This window comes from Psychrobacter sp. Pi2-1 (assembly GCF_904846645.1).
GTDB lineage: Bacteria > Pseudomonadota > Gammaproteobacteria > Pseudomonadales > Moraxellaceae > Psychrobacter.
In genome coordinates this window covers 39,521-57,418 of sequence record NZ_CAJHBO010000006.1, presented here as the reverse complement: position 1 = coordinate 57,418, position 17,898 = coordinate 39,521, and the positions used below count along the sequence as shown (strand labels likewise).

Sequence of the window (17,898 nt, the reverse complement as noted above, 5' to 3'; positions counted from 1 at the left end):
CCCCATGAGATAAGGAGCTATTGCTTCCTCATCAATCTAACCCTAAACGTCTAATCAAGGTCTGCTTTATAGCAGGCCTTTTTTATGCGCCACTCTCAAGGAGATCCTATGAAACCTATTTGCCCTTACTGTCACTCATCCGATGTAATCAGTCAATCTAATCCCGTCTCATCAATATTCGAGCAGTTGTGCTCTCAAGCAACGCTGACAAGCCTTGGTGTGAGCATTTGTAAATACTACAAAGTCAATCCTGCCATTGGTGTGATCACAGCCACCGCGATTGCCTCTGCTGTTAGCGTAGCAACGCGCCGCGCACAAACGCCGCTGATCACAATCCCTCAGCAAAACTACCTTTGTCAGCGCTGTTTTAAACCCTTCACGCTATAACCTTATTCATCAGTAATCATTTCATTAAAACTTATCAAGGAGCAGTACTCATGGCACATTTAATCGAATCAATGGCATACGTCGGTGATACCCCCTGGCATGGACTAGGACAAGAGTTGTCCCCTAAGCAGCCTATAGAGGTCTGGGCTAAAGAGGCAGGTATGGACTGGCGTATTGAGTCCTCAGACGTCAGCTACATGGCAAGCAATGAAAAAGGGCAAAGCCTGATCATGCCGTTTGACAGCAATAAAGTGTTGTATCGTTCAGATAACCTAGAGCCATTATCAGTAGTGAGTCAACGCTACCAAGAAGTACAACCGCGTGAGATTTTAGAGTTCTATCGGGATCTGACTGAGCAAGCAGACTTTGAGTTAGAAACGGCAGGGGTGTTAAAAGGCGGCCGTAAGTTCTGGGCACTCGCTCGTACTGGTCAATCGGCAACGCTACGTGGCGGTGATGTCAGTCATGGCTATTTGCTGCTAGCAACCGCTTGTGATGGTACGCTTGCCACCACAGCGCAGTTCACTAATATCCGTGTGGTGTGTAATAACACCTTAGCAATCAGTCTGGCTGATGGCAGCGGCGGCGTGGTCAAAGTTCCGCATAGCACTACCTTTGATGCCGACAAAGTCAAACAGCAACTAGGCGTATCGGTCAGTCAGTGGGATGACTTTAACTATGAGATGAAACAGCTTACTAATAGACGAGTGACGCAAGCAGAAGCGGCTAATTACTTAAATCGCGTGTTTAACGATGTCAAAGACGATGGCCTTATTCTATTTAATACCGCTAAGAAGGAGAAAGAAGCGGTTCCGAATGCTCGTGCCATGAATCAGGTGATGACGATGTTTAATGGTCAGGGTCGTGGTGCGGATCTAGACTCTGCTAAAGATACCGCTTATGGCCTGCTGTCAGCCATGACAGAGTTTGTGGATCATGAACGCCGTGCTATGTCGAGGGATCATCGCTTAGACTCAGCTTGGTTCGGTGCAGGGGCTAAACTTAAAGATAAAAGCCTCGATGAAGCGCTGCGCTTAATTGCCTAATCTCTTAATTACTGTAGTTACTTGATAAATCAACCACGCCTTTGAGCGTGGTTTTTTTATGCCGTCAATCAAACAAAGCACTGCATTACTTATTAATAATAAATCTAATGAAGGAGTTCACTATGAACATGATCGCATTAAATAATACAAATACGACGCAGCCAAGACTTAAGCGTGCCACCGTTAAGGGTAAAGTCCCACTAAACGCTCGGCACAATAGCGTAGAGATGCCAACAAAGCCTAAGGCTGAAAATAAACCCGTTAAGCCGTCTGCTAATCAATCAAGCACGGCTAAACGTTTGGTCAACACCAAATCGTTAAGTCATGAAGAGTGGCTAGCTGTTCGCAAGCAAGGTATCGGCAGTAGTGACGCTGCTGCCGCTTGCGGTATTCACCCTTTTCTATCCATGCTTGAATTATGGATGATTAAGACTGGGCGTATGGCATCAAATATTGATGAAGGTGCTGAGGGTTATGCGCCACTGTATTGGGGTAACACCTTAGAACCAATGGTGGCTAGATATTATCAAAAGCACACCGGCAATAAGGTGCGCCGCGTCAATGCTGTCTTACAGCACCCTGATCCTGACAACCACTTTATGTTAGCCAATTTAGACTACTCGGTGGTTGGCAGTGATGAAGTACAAATACTTGAGTGCAAAACCACAGGGGAGCATGGAGCCAAGCTTTGGAAGCATGGCGTGCCGTTATATGTGACGTGCCAAGTACAGCATCAGCTAGCGGTCACAGGCAAAACGGCGGCGCACATCTGCGTACTACTCTGTGGACATGAGGCTAAGATTTATAAAGTTGAGCGTGACGAGCGCTTGATTGAGTCTATCATGGAGCATGAGCGTCTGTTCTGGCAATACGTATCAACCGATACACCGCCAACGCCTGATCATTCTGAATCTGCAGCTCAGGCATTAAAGCAGCTGTATCCAACGCCTAAACCTTCAAGCAAGGTTGATCTGCGTGATGACGATGGCGCTAACAAGCTATTTGAGCAATTGCTGAGCTACCGTGATTACATGCAAGAGTTAGAGCAGCGTCATGATCAGGTAAAGCATCAACTACAAAGCCTGATCAAAGACCATGAGGTGGCGATCTTTGATAAAGGGGCTATCTCATGGAAACGATCCAAGGACAGCGTAAGCTTAGATACCAAGGCGGTGATCAAAGCCCATCCTGAGTTTATGGAAAAGTTTAGTAAAACCCGTCAAGGTAGCAGACGCTTTGTTATCTTGAACGATTAAAGCGCTATCTATTCAATCGACACACACAAACCAAATCTAGCGCATAACCGCCCACCTAGCACAGGTGGGCTTTTTTATGGCTAACTAAAACATATAAGGAATATCACTATGATTAAAGGTCTCACCATAACCCCGCCCGTACTTGGTCGTATCAGTATTGGACGTGTCATTCAAAAAGACGGTAAACGCCTTCCTGCTAAGGACGATCAATTCACCATTACCAGCCAAGTGCAAAATAAAGACGGCTGGATCAATCATCCACTAGACGAAAAACTACGTGCAAATAATGACGGTAAGCTCAGACAAATACCCGTGCGTATGCTGTTTAATGATCCTGAGCTTAATTTGCGAGCTGAGTACACACTGTTTGATCGGCAAACGGGCAGACCGCTATGTGTAGGTGATGGTGAGCAGTGTCAGCGCCGAACCAATAATGGCGTGGAAACACTACCATGCCCATCACCTGATCGTTGTCCACTGGCCCAAGGCGGTGCTTGTAAGCCTTATGGCAGGCTCTACGTCAATTTATCTGAAGACGACGAGTTAGGTACGTTTATCTTTCGCACCACTGGCTTTAATAGCATTCGTACACTTGCAGCACGTCTAAGCTACTTTGCTGCGGTATCAGGCAATAAGCTGTCATGCTTGCCGTTGCAACTCACCTTGCGAGGTAAAAGCACGACGCAAAGCTATCGCACGCCGATTTACTTTGTGGATTTGACGTTACGTGATGGGATAACGCTTAAAGATGCGGTACAACATGCTAAAGCGATTGATGCAGAGCTGTGTGAACACGGCTTTGATCAAGCGGCGTTAGAGGAAGCAGCTAAGGGCGGTTATAGCAATTCGTGTTTTGAGGTTGATAACGATGGTCTGCTAGATGTGGCTGAGGAGTTTTATCCAGTCGAGATAGGGGATAGTAGCAATCAGCAAAGCTTTAATCACGGTATTGCTACGCATAACGTGACTAGCATTGAGCAAGGATTACGGCAAAGCGTGACGGCTGTGAGTTAAGCCAATCAAGTCAGATAGGCAACATAGAAAAGAGCTGATTCATTCAGCTCTTTTTTATTGCGTTATCTAAGAGTAGCCGCCGGACTATATAAGATGCCGTAAAAAAATATAGGACTCCCTCACTGTATGAGAAGAAAGATTCTCATAAACTTATAAAGGAGATCACCATGGAACAATTAAACGCAGCACAACCAGTAATCGAGCAATGCAATCATATACCGCAGCTACTTAGCCTCAAAGACGTCAAAGAATATACAGGTATTAGCCGTTCGACTATCTATGCAATGGCCGATGTGAATTCTGCTCAATATGATCCAACGTTCCCTAAAAAGGTAAAACTGACAGAGAAGAGGGTGGCGTGGGTAGCAAGTGAGATTGCAGAGTGGATTAATAATAAGATAGATTCAAGATCGGCTTAAGGTTGTCAAGCCGCCCTAAATTTAGAAAGTAGGGCGGTTCATTTTTTTGTCTCGTTTTAAAACTGATAGTTCAAAAAAACACCATTTGATAAGTTTAATTAGTAGTCTATATATTACGCAGTGCTGAAATAATAATAGCCATCCCTAGAAGTGCTGCTGATGTAGCTAATATATCTCATGTCGATAGTTGTATCCCACCAACAACTCATAACTATGGTATTGCCACTATTACATACACACCGCTATAGGTAGCATAAACTCTGTCAACAGCGGTTGGGTGTAAATTCAGCAACCAAACTAAGCGTACTGGGTACAAGAGGCCATATTAACTTACTCTCTCTCGGCCATAAATATGTCAAATAGCAACCTATAATCTCTGCTAATGCTGTAATGGCTAAGTGCTTAACTATCTTTAATTCAGACAAAAAGCTTTCCCGTATAGTTATGCGTAGTAAAGCCCTTAAGCTGACTATGTCATTACTTAAATAGATGGCTTTTTTTAACTACGAATATGTACTATGAACCTATGACCCGAATAGACATAGGGGCTGTATTTGGTTGACTCGAATAAACCTATTTAATTAGTAACAATCTTGTTAGATTTATTACAGTAGTCAGCATAATGCTGTACAAGGACGTAATGATGATAAACAGGAGTGACTATGATTAATCTAAAAAGACTTACCTTAACCATTGCTATGATCGTTAGCATTAGTTTGTTGACAGCTTGTAATGACGATAATGAAACTACTGTTATTATTCCAGATACTAATGAGCCTGAGGACGTTGGAGGCTGTTTCTGGGGCGGCCCCTACAGTATTGATAATCCAGAATCAAACTTTGCTTACCCTGATACGGGCGCCACTTATTGGCACGCTAAATATAGCTTACCAGAAGGAGCTAGTTTAAAGCTAAATGGAGAGTTCCCTTACGCTCGCTACATGTCATTCAACAGTTATCGTCAAGATAACTCTCCGGCATTTGCGCTAAGAGATCAGCAAATACTTGCCAATAATGGTTCAATCAACCCTTTTACTCAAGGAGCAGAGCGTAATAATGACAAACGAAGCTATCAGATCGAATTAGCAGCGGGTCAAGCTCCAATAATACCTCCAAATAATATTGTTTATGATTATGCACAGGACAATAATGGTGAGGCACGGTTATTGTATCGAGTTTACGTGCCAAACAAAGGTAAAGATGCTACGGGTGGAGTAGGTTTACCAACTCCAGAGCTTACTTTAACTAATGGTCAAGTGTTGAAAGGGCAGTCGGCTTGTGACAAGCTAGAGTCTGAAAAAGAATTAGTGAAAGTTCCTGTTATACCACCTGATACTTATGCTCAACTTCGTCAAAACAATCCTGCTAAGGAAAATCCAATTTGGCGAGCGGTCTATAACGTACAGTTTGGATTTAAATGTTCATTTCTAAACCAGTGTGAAGGAAATCCTGTTAGACAAGTCGCTCGATATGCTAATTTAGATAACCAGTATATTAGTGCCTACGTGGATAGAAGTATTAAACCAATTGTCGTTATACGAGGGAAAGTTCCGAAAGTTCCTAAAACCATAAATGGTGATGCAATCTTTGATGAGAGCGATGCACAAATGCGCTACTGGTCTATGTGTCAAAATGAGTATTATTCTCAAAAAGTTACAAGTTGTTTATACGACGAGCAAGTTGCTATAAACCCAGACGGCTACTATACAATGGTTTCAAGTTTACCATCTGATCGACCTGTTAATGCAATTGATCAATGTGGTGTTGGTTTCTTACCTTGGTCTAGCGATGGTGATGGATTCTCTATTATTTCCGGGAGACAAAATAACGCTACAGATGGATTCTTGCTTATGAGAAACATGCTGCCAGCTGACAGCTTCGATAATGCTATTAAAAACACATCAGTACCTGGCGATGAAGCTGAAGTTCTAGGTGATTATCTACCCACTATTCAGTATTTTACAAAAGCAGACTTTGAGGCATTAGGTTGTGATGCTTATAAGTCTTTACCTCAATAGCTAACTACATTTCAATAATCTGACTTATTGTGACCCTGGTGCAACTTTTGATAAGCTATCGGGGTCATTGAATACCAGCGTTTAAAAGCTTGGAAAAATTGACTGTGCGACTGATAGCCTAGTAGAAAAGCCACATCAGTAGCGGAGAGATTCTGCTCCACTAAGAATTTATCAGCCATCACTTTTTTCGTATGTAGTAGTACTTTTTGAAACGAGGTTTCCTCTTCACGTAACCGTCTTTGCAAGCTACTGACGCTCATATTTAGGACTTGCGCTACAGTCTCACGGGTTGCTTCACTAAGTCCTATGATAGTCATCAAGATATGTTGGCAGCGCTCAGCGTAGCTCAAATCAGGAAACTCTTTATCAAGCATATAGTGCAACGGCCCAATGAAAAAGCTACTTTCAATTGATATGTCAGCACCTGCCGATAAGTTCAAATTTGATTGAGAGCTATAATTTTTCATTAATGGATAATATAAACTATTTTTTTTGCTAGCAAGCTCAGCTGGGATGCCTAAAAGTTTTTTATAGAGCTCACTGCCGTGTGTTGAGTTCCGATGCGCGATAGTAAGTCTTACAGGCTGTAGAGCACTGAATTCGGCTAATATTTTATGTACAGCGAGTATGACACCATCAATTTGATGGTTATTAGCTAGCTCTGGCATACTTGGATTAAAGTCTAACCGTAATAAGCTTTTTTCTATCACTAAAGTAACTTGTATGGACTCGGTAATAACTTTGAAGTAACGGCTAACCAGACGGCAAAGCACAATAAATGGAATCTCTAGTTCAGCTTTTAGTAAAGGATTAATGCAAAGTTTTATACCTTTATACAAAGGTAGTGCTTTTACATCAGTGAGTTCCATTATTTTTAGCCCTATGTACTCTTCTTGAAGGAGCTGTACGGCTAAATCAATTTCACGGGTGACAATCTCCAAGGGAACACGATCACCTATAAAAGTATCTAAATCTACTGATAATGCCATGATTTTAGGAATGTCATCAGCACGATTAATCTTAAATAAGTATAAAGCTAGCGCCTTTCGATTAGAAAGCACCATACTTTTATGAACAGTAAATTTTTTGTCTTCCATATTCATTCTTGTTTATCTATGCGCTTAACTAATAGAGAAAATATTGTCCAAACTTTGAACCATTGTGTCATTAAAATTTAAACTAATGAAGTTTACTAAAAAAAAGGAATTTGTAATGGTAAACCCCATCTCCTTAACTAGGATTCGTTCTAATGTTTTGAGATCAAGTCAACTGCTACTACTTTGTAGTAGTATGCTGCTAGTAGCCTGTAATGACTCATCAACAACTAAAATAGCCGTTAATGACGGCGAACGCGCTGCAACGGCCAGTACAATAGAAGCAAACCATCAAGTCGCTAATGAGCTTAATATAGCAGATCAACAGGATTTCGAAGATGCGCGTCGTGGCCTAATTGCTAGTATAGACGGTATGCAAATAGCATCTTCATCTGATGCTACCAAGAACGTTTGGGATATGTCTGCTTATAATTTTATAAAGGGCGACGCTCCTGACACCGTTAATCCTAGTCTATGGCGACAGGCTAAGCTTAACAATATTCAGGGACTGTTCGAAGTGACTCCCGGTATTTACCAGTTGCGTGGTTTCGATTTGTCCAATATGACCCTTATCAAAGGAGATGGTGGCTGGATTGTAGTCGATACGATGACTTCAAAAGAAACGGCAAAGTACGCTTTTGATTTTGCCATGAAGCATCTGGCTAAGCGTTATCCAAATACGACTAACATTAGCGCTATTATTTTTACCCATAGTCATATTGACCACTTCGGTGGGATATTAGGTATTATCAGTCAAGAAGAGATTGCCAAACAGAACATTCCAGTGATTGCTCCTGGTGGATTTATGGAAGAAGCGACCAGTGAAAACATTCTTGCTGGTACCGCGATGAGTCGTCGTGCCGTTTATATGTACGGTAAAGATTTAGCACGTGATGAGTACGGTCATGTCGATACAGGTTTAGGTAAAGGTCCAGCCTTTGGTCAATTTAGTATTACTAAGCCTACCCAACTCGTTAATGCTACACCTACGAACCTAAAAGTAGACGGAGTAGATTTTAATTTTCAATATACCCCAGAATCAGAAGCACCAGCGGAGCTGACTTTTTATCTGCCTAAATACAAGGCTTTTGGCGGAGCTGAGCTAGTCTCACGCAATATGCATAACCTCTATACTTTACGAGGTGCGAAAGTTCGTGATGCGATGAAATGGAGCAGTTACATTGAAGAGGCGCGTAACTTATTTGCCGACGCTGATATTTACTTTGCTAGTCATCATTGGCCTATGTGGGGTCAAGAAAAAATCCAAACCTTTTTGACCCAGCAGCGCGATACGTATAAATTCATTCATGACCAAAGCGTACGTCGAATGAATAAGGGTATGACGCCTGGTGAGATTGCAGAAGATATAAAGTTACCACCGAGTTTAGCCAAAGTATTCTCTAATCGTGAATATTATGGCACGGTCAAACATAATGCACGCGCTGTCTATCAGAACTATCTTGGCTGGTATGATGCCAATCCTGCGCATTTAGATCCGTTGCCTGACTTGCAGCGAGCGAGTGCTTATGTAGCGATGATTGGTAGTGAAAAGATGCTAGCACAATCGCAGACTGCATTTGATAAAGGAGATTATCGATGGAGTGCTGAATTATTGAACCATTTGGTATTTGCTGAACCCAATAATACGGCTGCCCGAAAACTACTAGCTAGCAGTTACGATCAGCTTGGCTATCAAGCAGAGTCGGGACCTTGGCGCGATGTTTATTTGACAGCAGCGCTAGAGCTTCGTCAAGGCACTCCTAATACAGGTATTGACATGGCTTCTATGAAAGGTGTTTTCTTGCAAACACCCGTATCGAATTTCTTTGATACCCTAGCAGTTCGTCTAAAATCTGAGAACGCTACTGATAAAGACTGGCGTATCAAGATTAATTTTACTGATTTGAATGAAAGCTATTTATTATGGGTAGAGAATTCGGTTCTACATCATCGGTTATTAGATAACAAGATTCCATTACAACATGAAGTCAATGCTACGCTCAGTCTTACTCATCCTTTGTTTATTGATATGTTAATCGGTGAAGCAGGGGTTAAAAAAATACTATTGTCTGATGAGTTGACTATTGATGGGAGCAAGATAGATTTAGTGAGGTTCTTAAGTCTATTTGAGAAACCGCCGACATCTTTCGGTATAGTACTGCCAGAGGCCTAAAGCTCTCGGATTTCTAATATTCGTTAAAGTGATAACGGTTCTAGTAGCCTTTGATACCCGTAGGTAATTTAGCTACTAGTTGTCAAACCATTCCTGACATGACGGTTCTAGTAGGAAGGGGACTTATTTTATTATCTAGAAGTAGTATTGTTATCCTTTGCACTTGCTGCTGGTTGTTTTGCTGCTTCAATCAGTCTTGACTTCACTCATAGAGTTAATAGGCAGTTGGATGAAGGTTTTAGGTGGCCAGGTGCTAATCGCTAGTAGTGTGATCATGGCTGTTTAAAACAAATCTGTTATAAATAATATTGCGAGTTTGCATTTATAATCGATAGGATTATAAATAGTCTTTTCAATAAAAAGACTATTTATAGACTATTTTAAAATAAAAAAACTATATAAATCAATGTTTTAATCTTGTCTCTAGAGATTAAGTAAAAAGTCTTTTCTATTAATAAGTCCTATTAATTACCATCTGCATTGAAAAATGCTAGCAAATTACATAAGAGTCAAAACGTATAGTTTTACTGATTTATACGCTTACCTGAACGCGTATCTTCACAGTGTTTTATCCTAAGCTCTTTAAAGCTAACCTGCCCATTTTCGATTACTTGTTTAATAATCTTCTGCCGTTGGTTTAGCCTAGCATTCCCTGTTTTAACTTCTGCAATAATGAGATGCACGTCCTCGATAGGCACGTTGCCATCGGCGCATTCATGCAAATTTTGGAAGATGATGTAGTCAATCGGTTCACCCATGAATCGGCAGTCTGAAGGGTTGTAAGGAAAGTCAGTAATAAAGGGCGTGAACTGTTCGCCAATTTGACCTTTTAGCACATTGCGCTGCATATTGTTGGAACGCTTTTGTGCCTCTTTAATTTCTTTTGCTAATTGCTGTTGAAAGCCTGCTTCTCTTTCAAGCATATCGTTCCTAATTTGCGCAACATCTCGTTCACTCTGTAGCAGAGCCTTATTTTGAAATTGTATTCGCTGCATAGTCCATACGAGCAGTGCCATCATTAGTAAGATTATAATTAGCAGCATAGTGGTGAGTGTCATAGTTTTATTCTCCGTGTTATCAAACAGAATCATATTTAAGCAGTAGGGGTCATATCCATTTCTTGCAGTCGTTTCAAGACAGTATCTGAAAACGGTTTAAAGTAATTCCATGATTTGTATTTTTGGTTATACTTGCCGCCGCCTTCGTTACGCCACTGCTTTAGTATTTCGATGGCATCGTGGTTATAGGTCACGCATTTCACCGACACCATGCCTGAATTAAATACCCTCACATCTACCCAGCTGTGCTTGATCGTAAAGCGATAAGTGCTATACCCCTTATCAAAGCTTTCATTGCTATCTTCTTCAGTGGTCTTTTGACAGTTATCAGTAGGTTCAACTGATAGAGTAGACGCTGTTGTAGTACTTGGTTTAGGGAATATCCATTGCTTATTACTTACGCAGTCTAAAATGTAGTCTTTCGCTTCAGTACTCGGCAGTTCCATATTCTGTTTAATAATCTCACGCAAGTCGATCTCTATCGTCTTAATACCAAGCTGCCTAATAAATGCAGTTTTATCGGCATCGATAAATGACGTTACTGCCACTTCGATAAACATTATCTCGTCATCAATAGTCGCAACTAGATCAGGTCGTATAGAGCCGATAGCTTGTTCTGCGACCAGATGATCAAACTGCCAAGTTTTGTAGTCATCATTTTGTTCATCAGGCAATGCTGGTAGCGTTAAATAATTCTCATCCATAATGACTTGCTTGGCAAACTTGTGTAGGATACTTTCAGGGTGAATCGCACAGCTTTCTTTATTACTTAGATGCGAGAAATGATGCTCATTTTTTTCACCTTTACGAGCCACCACAGGTTCACCGCACTCAAAGCAAAAACACATACAAGCCAGCCCTCGCTCGACTTGCTTAACATTGACGATTTGCTTTTGCTCATTAACAGCGATTGACATAGACATAGTTACCATCCTTTTATTAGTTGGTTAGGAGTGAGGTAACTATGTGATAAAATTTAGTTTTAAAACAGGCTGCTATAGGGGTATTAATAGGGGTTTAATCGGTACATTTATATGGAAAACAATCACCTAGTAGTATTCAATGAACTGCATGATCAGCTGATGAATTATCCCCGTGATACGCTTTGGGATACGTATTTAAAGATTATCGTCAGTGAACAGCTAAGAAAAATTGAGTATTCGGATGAAGCGTTTGAGCCAGAAAAGCTATCAAGACAGCAAATTTATGCTAAAGCGAAAAATATCGATGAAAAAAGTGTAGACAGTCAAACCGCTAAAAATGCGGTTAAAACGTTAAAGTTAGAAGCGACTCTGGAAGCGTTTATTAACGATCAGCCGGACTGTAAAAAAGCGTTTATCACTCTAGGGTATAAGCCAATAATTGTAACATCGGCTTCAGGAGGAGGCTCGAAAAATAAGACTTTGCTATGGATGGATATTCAAACTTTCGATAGTGAACAGTCAGAGCAAGAGCAGATAGATAAGTTGGCTACCGTTAAAGCCGATAGCGATATTGAAGAGGATGAGGACTTAAGTACTATTACGTACGAGCGTAAAGCCACATCCGATATTAAGCCATCATTATTCACCAAGCTGTTTTTTAGGCAAGGTGAGCTTAAAATGCTGAGCTTTAAAGGTATTCTATTGATGTTACTGCTGCTACTGAGTTTTTTCCTAGATATACTGATTGCTATATACGCTGTTTTTGTTGTCATGTTAATGAACGAAATACCAAACTTGGGGCTTTGGCAGGCTTTCCTATTCGCTATTCTTATTCCTGTAGCTTATCTAAATTGGCGGTATTTTTTCATGCCATTATATTTACTGCCTTATCATCGCGTGATTAAAGCGCCTATGTTTTTTGCCAACGTGAATGTTGATAATGCTGATATTGAGATGTATAGAGATAAAGAAAAGTTAAACGTCGCTAGATTGACTGAATTTACTGCTATCTGTCCTATCTGCTCAGGAACAATCATACTGGCGCAAGGTAGACCTGATCAAAAGCAGCCGCTAGTGGGACGCTGCAAGGAATCACCTCATGCGCATGTGTATAGCTTTGATCGGATGACGATGAAGGGGTGCTTTTTGGGTGTTCCGGATTATCTAACAGATTAAAGTTCAAAGATTTGTGAGTAAAGCAATATAAATGGTAGTGAGCTGATAAAAAAGACTATTGCCGTACTGCATAGACCTTAAACTAGTAAAAAGCCACCTTAGCACTATGCAAGGTGGCTACATGTTTACTGAGTTATAGCCTTTTCATCTAACAAGTTTTAATAACTCATCAAAGCTATCAATCACATCGTATTTTACAGCTTGATCCTCAAGACTGCTACTTTCACTAGCTTTTGAATTCAATGCATAAAAGAATCGCTTGGCGCTCTCTATGCGATACTTTTCTTTTTCACGCAAGTCAGCATCTATCATCGATCCTTTAGTTTCAGCCACAAAGTAGATATGACGCACTTTACCTTCGTTAAAAGCAATGGCCCAATCAGGGTTGTAGTCGCCTACTGGTGTTGGAATTTTGAATCTATCAGGCAGCTTGGCATATACCGCTACATCATCAACAGCGCCTTCTAGCTCCTGAGCAAATCGTTTCTCGATGCTTGAGTCCGTTGCAACATAATCAAAGACATGCCGGTCAACCTTTAACGAGTCGCTAGGGATCTTCTGATTTGACACAAAAACTTCATTAAGTGGGTAGGTCTGGTCAGTCGTATAATAAGTAAGCCCTTGGATGACCATTCTGATTCGTGCTTCGTTAATTAGGCGAGCAACTTCACGAATAAAGGCTTCAGGATTATTCTTGAACTGCGCAAAAATAGCATTATTGATACTTTTCAAAATCGCCACGATACTACGACGAGTAAGGTCGGTCTGCTCACTGATTGAGCCTATCAAGTCGTATTTCACCTGTGAACGTACAGATGTATTTGCTGACTCAGTTGAAGTAGTAGGGTTGCTAAACGACTGCTTATCAAGCAACTCTTCATGAGAGATGGTGTCACGCTGAGTAGACTCAGCAAGCTTATAGCTAAGCGTTTCTACAAAGTTGTTGTTTCTTTTCTTTGCGGCCGCTTCGATAGCAGCGATACTTTGGCTTATGAGCTTAACACTATCAATCTGAATCTCAAATACTGCTTTGCGGTTAATACGGTTCCATAGCGCTAAGAACTCTTTTTTCTTGAGATTGTTTTCATTGATTGGGTTATGTGTGGTCTTATTATCGTTGTCCGTCATATCTTCAAGCGCTTTAGGATCAAATATACCACCGATCAATTTTATAATTTGATCACCATAAGGCTCAAGTACTTCAGGTAGAGGGGCTAAGCTATCGTTATTAATCGCTTCGTGATAGCTATCAGTAATATGCTTATCAAAATCTATATAATCATTTTTAATAAGATAATGGATAATCATGTCAGCGTCACGCTCGCTGACTTCATGTTTGCTACCATCTTCTAACGTCAGTACTTTATTATAAAAATAGTCTTTGGTAGCCTTAGTGGGTCGGCTAGACAAGGCTGCTGCCAGCTCTTTTTGTAGGTTTGTCACAAAGTCGGTGTAGCTTTCATTAGTGACGACAGTCAGGTTGTTGATTAGATGAATATCACCTTTAGATAAGTGATTGGCATCCATGCGCATACCGTCACTGCGTACCGCTAAGCGTAGACCGCGTCCGACTTCTTGTCGGCGAGAGATGGTGTTTTCAGAATGCTTTAGGGTACATATAACAAACACGTTTGGATTATCCCAGCCTTCTCTTAGTGCCGAATGTGAGAAGATAAAGCGAACGTTTTTCTTATGGCGTGTCTCCTCTGAGTCATTTGGCTGAGGGAAGGAGAGTAGCGTCTCTTTATCTTTTAAAATAAGGTCGTAAGCATCGATATCGTCGGTTAGACTGACTTTACCGCCTAGCTCTTCATCAACAAAGTTTTTGGTTTTGGGATCGATCATCTGCTGGCTTTTTTTATCGACTGAGAAGTAGCCATTATGAGTACGGTCGACGTCAATATTACGTAGATAATCGATGTAGGGGTCATTGTCTATATTTAGACCTATCATATCCTCAACGATTTGATTATATTGCTCAGCGAATATTTGCGCATACTCACCATCAACACGGTTACCTTGGTCATCGTACTGACGGTATTTTGCGACTTCATCGATAAAGAATAGGCTCAGCACCTTGAGGCCTTGATTAAACAGCACTCGTTCTTTTTCTAAGTGGGCGCGGATGGACTCTCGTATTTGAATAGTACGCATAAGCGTTTCATCGATTTGACCGAGTGCTTGACCAACATAAATTTTGATACCATTAGTAAACGTCAATGATTGCTCACGTGCATCAATCTCAGCGACCACGTAACGGTCTTTATACTGCTCAGCTTGTTTGGATAGCGCGTAGAGATCACTACCTTTGTTGACACGGCGGATACGGCGCTTGACGCCTGATTTGGTTTTTTCTTCGATATCAAGCCTAGCAGTAGGGTCGGATGAAGACACTTCTATATTCTGTAGATATAAGTAGCCATGAGCGCCTGATAAGCCTTTGACCTCAATGCCTTTAACGGTGATCTTTTTGACCAGTTTTTGATTATAGGCATCTAGTGCATCTAAGCGATAAATGAGATTGTAGTCGCGTTTATGGGTCGCCGAATAACGCATGATAAATAAAGGATCAAATTCAGCCAAAGACTTGAGCGCATTTTCAGAACCTAGCTTTTGGGGCTCATCAATAATGACGATAGGGCGGTTACGGCGTATCACGTCGATAGGGCGACGGGAACCAAAATCATCTAGCTCATCATAGATACGGCGATTGCTCTTACTACGTGAGTTAAAAGCTTGGATATTAATAATCATGACGTTAACGCTAGCATCCGAACTAAAGGTTTCAAGCTCATGCAGTTGGTCAGAGTTATAGACAAATGAGCGCGGCTTTTTCCCATAAATCTCTTGGAAGTGATCAGCGGTCATCTCGAAGGTTTTTGCCACGCCTTCACGAATCGCAATACTAGGTACGACGATAATAAATTTTGACCAGCCATAGCGCTTATTTAGCTCCATCATAGAACGGATATAGCAGTAAGTCTTACCTGTACCTGTTTCCATCTCAATATTTAGGTTGATAGGGCTGGTGGTTAGGTTTTGACCTTTACCGCCTTTGGTCGAGGTATCATCGGTAATAAGTTCAGATGACTGAGTTAAGCCTTGGCTTGCCTGTACACTTCTGATGTTATCTAATACTTTTGATAGGTCGTCAATAGGTGCGTTGGCATAGCCGATATGCAGCTCATCGAATAATAAGGACTGCTCAGTGCTCGCCAGCTCATCGTCACTAAATAAAGACAAGCTCTCACCCGTTGGGTTAATAGGTAGCTTTTGCTTGCCTTGGTCAATGGTGTACTGCTGTGCAATCTCTTTTGGTTGCCCGTTAAAGCAGTCTGCAACGGCATTGACGGCGTCTAGCTGATACTGGAGCTCTTTGAATTTAATTTCCATGATTCAGCCCCTTAGATGAACTTCACTTGTGTATCAGGTGATAACTGCGCAAAACGTGCTTTAATATTGGTCTTGTCTTGGTCATGAGCTATCGCTAGCTCACTTGAGACAAATTTTAGTGGTTCGTCCTTTGATATCTCATCGATCAAGTCAGTCGATATCGTGTCAAAACAAGCGACTAAGCTATCTATACCCACGTAATAGACGGTACTGCCTTGAATCTCTTTAACCTCAATAGGTAAAGATAAGGGCACGCCCCAATCAAGCATGACTTGAAAGAGCAAGTCTTCGCCAGTGCGGTCCTCTTTGATATGCGACTCTAGGTTATCAAGCTCTGCTTGCGAGTATTCATCAGGCGTGTAATAGACCTTTTTCATATTGGTCTCATCGATTTTTAGCACGCGAAAGCCAATATCTAAGTCGTTGATACCGTCTTTATCTTGATTCTCTTCTACGATTTTTTGACCAGCGCGGCGGATACGTTCTTTGGATATTTCAGAGATAGTAGAATAACCTGCTTTATTTCCAACTGAGTCGTCAGTAGTTTTCTCAGGAAGCTGAACCATAATAAACTTGCGGTTACCACCATCTTGAGCGTTCAGTTCCATGAGCGCATGCGCAGTCGTAGATGAGCCTGCAAAGAAGTCTAAAACTAAGTCATTCTCTTTAATCGAAATCTGAAAAATATGACTGAGTAACTCTATGGGCTTTGGCGTATCAAACACAGCTTTTGATTCAAATAAGCTTTTAATTTGTCCTGCTGCGCTCCTTGTAGTGCCACAATCCCTCCCAAACCATAGTGTTTCAGGCGTTCGGCCATCTAAGTTATTTAAATAGATTTTACGTGTTATTTTAGTTTCGTCTTCGTTAAAAATAACTTCTCCAGTCTCTATTTTTTTGTTCAACGTGTCCTTACTCCATCTCCATCCTTTTTCAGGTGGTGAGATAGTTTTTCCAGAGGGTGTTTTGATGTTATATATTAAGTTGGGTCTATATAGAGCATTTCGTACATCTCCTGCTCTCCATTTACCATTAGGATCATTATCTGGGTTTGAATAATTTTTATTGTGCTCTTCCGTGCGCTCTAGTAGTTGTAATTCAAAGCTATTACTTTTTTGAAAAACTAAAATATAATTGTGATGAATAGAGAATTTTCCAGTATATCCTTTAGGTTGAACGCTATGTTGCCAAACAATTTCAGCTAAGAAATTACTTAAACCAAAAACCTCATTACAAATTTTTCTTAAGTTGTATACCTCATTATCATCAATACTAATAAAAATAACGCCATCATCCTTTAGTAACGTTCTAGCTAGTTTAAGGCGACTGTACATCATAGTCAGCCAATCAGAGTGGAACCGTCCATTGCTTTCAGTATTAGTAATCAGCCGATTGCCTTCTTCATCCTTTTGCTCTGAACGCTCTAAGAAGTCTGCTGTATCTTCAGAAAAGTCATCCTCATATATAAAATCATTGCCTGTGTTGTATGGTGGATCTATATAGATCATCTTGACCTGACCGAGATAGCTTTCTTGCAATAGCTTTAAGGCGTCTAAATTATCACCTTCGATAAATAGATTTTCAGTGGTATCAAAGTTGACGCTCTCCTCACGCGCAGGACGTAGCGTCTTAGCAATAGGTGAGTTGGCCTCTAGTATCGCCTGACGCTTACCGGGCCAGTCGAGACGATAGCGCTCTTGCCCGCCCTCAACCAATGACTGTGACAGCTCTTGACGTAGTAAGTCAAAATCTACTGCTTTTTTTAGATTGCCATTTTCATCTTTTGACTCAGTAATACAGTTGGGAAACAGCGCCATGATCTTTTGGACATTGTCATCGACTAGGTTAGGGCTGTGCATGTCGAGAGTATCGTTATCAGGTTGATTTGCTTGGGCAGCGTTGGTCATCTAGATATTCCTAAAGCTATTGAGTATGAGTAAA

General features: G+C 41.2%; 13 protein-coding genes and 1 pseudogene. 8 read left to right on the top strand and 6 right to left on the bottom strand.

What is annotated here, in order from left to right; all coding sequences use genetic code 11:
* Window positions 1-108: 108 nt before the first annotated feature.
* From JMX91_RS05185 to JMX91_RS05165, 5 genes are all read left to right on the top strand, one after another.
* A complete protein-coding gene (locus tag JMX91_RS05185) occupies window positions 109-387 on the top strand; it encodes a hypothetical protein (RefSeq protein WP_201548004.1) in 279 nt (92 codons plus the stop codon).
* A gap of 50 nt (window positions 388-437) precedes the next feature.
* Window positions 438-1,433: a DUF932 domain-containing protein gene (locus JMX91_RS05180; RefSeq protein WP_201548003.1), complete on the top strand. Its 996-nt coding sequence runs from the start codon at window positions 438-440 to the stop codon at window positions 1,431-1,433.
* A gap of 122 nt (window positions 1,434-1,555) precedes the next feature.
* Window positions 1,556-2,689: a lambda-exonuclease family protein gene (locus JMX91_RS05175; RefSeq protein ID WP_201548002.1), complete on the top strand. Its 1,134-nt coding sequence runs from the start codon at window positions 1,556-1,558 to the stop codon at window positions 2,687-2,689.
* 108 nt (window positions 2,690-2,797) lie between these two features.
* Window positions 2,798-3,703, top strand: coding sequence for a hydrolase or metal-binding protein (locus JMX91_RS05170; RefSeq protein WP_201548001.1), 906 nt, complete (start codon window positions 2,798-2,800; stop codon window positions 3,701-3,703).
* A gap of 167 nt (window positions 3,704-3,870) precedes the next feature.
* A complete protein-coding gene (locus JMX91_RS05165; RefSeq protein ID WP_201548000.1) occupies window positions 3,871-4,122 on the top strand; it encodes a helix-turn-helix transcriptional regulator in 252 nt (83 codons plus the stop codon).
* A 217-nt stretch (window positions 4,123-4,339) separates the two neighbouring features.
* On the opposite strand, the pseudogene JMX91_RS05160 reads toward JMX91_RS05165, so the two are convergent.
* Window positions 4,340-4,547: pseudogene (locus tag JMX91_RS05160) on the bottom strand (hypothetical protein); the annotation flags it as partial.
* 237 nt (window positions 4,548-4,784) lie between these two features.
* On the opposite strand from JMX91_RS05160, the gene JMX91_RS05155 reads away from it, so the two are divergent.
* Window positions 4,785-6,140 (top strand): hypothetical protein, encoded by a 1,356-nt coding sequence (locus tag JMX91_RS05155; protein WP_201547999.1) that lies wholly within the window; start codon window positions 4,785-4,787, stop codon window positions 6,138-6,140.
* Between the two features lie 11 nt (window positions 6,141-6,151).
* Here JMX91_RS05155 and JMX91_RS05150 read toward each other — a convergent pair whose 3' ends face one another.
* The gene (locus JMX91_RS05150; RefSeq protein WP_201547998.1) at window positions 6,152-7,237 is read right to left on the bottom strand and encodes a helix-turn-helix transcriptional regulator; all 1,086 of its coding nucleotides are present in this window, start codon (window positions 7,235-7,237) and stop codon (window positions 6,152-6,154) included.
* Window positions 7,238-7,352: 115 nt separating this feature from the next.
* Here JMX91_RS05150 and JMX91_RS05145 point away from each other — a divergent pair, with 115 nt between their 5' ends.
* Window positions 7,353-9,407 carry an alkyl/aryl-sulfatase gene (locus JMX91_RS05145; RefSeq protein WP_201547997.1) on the top strand — a complete coding sequence of 685 codons (2,055 nt, stop codon included), beginning with the start codon at window positions 7,353-7,355 and terminating at the stop codon, window positions 9,405-9,407.
* Window positions 9,408-9,931: 524 nt separating this feature from the next.
* On the opposite strand, the gene JMX91_RS05140 is transcribed toward JMX91_RS05145, so the two are convergent.
* Both JMX91_RS05140 and JMX91_RS05135 read right to left on the bottom strand, forming a co-directional pair.
* Window positions 9,932-10,450 (bottom strand): Holliday junction resolvase-like protein, encoded by a 519-nt coding sequence (locus JMX91_RS05140; protein ID WP_413786775.1) that lies wholly within the window; start codon window positions 10,448-10,450, stop codon window positions 9,932-9,934.
* 50 nt (window positions 10,451-10,500) lie between these two features.
* On the bottom strand, window positions 10,501-11,388 hold the full coding sequence (locus JMX91_RS05135) for a competence protein CoiA family protein (protein WP_201547995.1): 888 nt from the start codon (window positions 11,386-11,388) through the stop codon (window positions 10,501-10,503).
* A 111-nt stretch (window positions 11,389-11,499) separates the two neighbouring features.
* Between JMX91_RS05135 and JMX91_RS05130 the strand changes: the two genes are divergently transcribed.
* A complete protein-coding gene (locus JMX91_RS05130) occupies window positions 11,500-12,564 on the top strand; it encodes a hypothetical protein (RefSeq protein ID WP_201547994.1) in 1,065 nt (354 codons plus the stop codon).
* 144 nt (window positions 12,565-12,708) lie between these two features.
* Here JMX91_RS05130 and JMX91_RS05125 read toward each other — a convergent pair whose 3' ends face one another.
* Complete coding sequence (locus JMX91_RS05125) at window positions 12,709-15,957, bottom strand: type III restriction-modification system endonuclease (protein ID WP_201547993.1); 3,249 nt, start codon at window positions 15,955-15,957, stop codon at window positions 12,709-12,711.
* An 11-nt stretch (window positions 15,958-15,968) separates the two neighbouring features.
* Window positions 15,969-17,864, bottom strand: coding sequence for a site-specific DNA-methyltransferase (locus JMX91_RS05120; RefSeq protein WP_227679285.1), 1,896 nt, complete (start codon window positions 17,862-17,864; stop codon window positions 15,969-15,971).
* Between the last annotated feature and the right edge of the window lie 34 nt (window positions 17,865-17,898).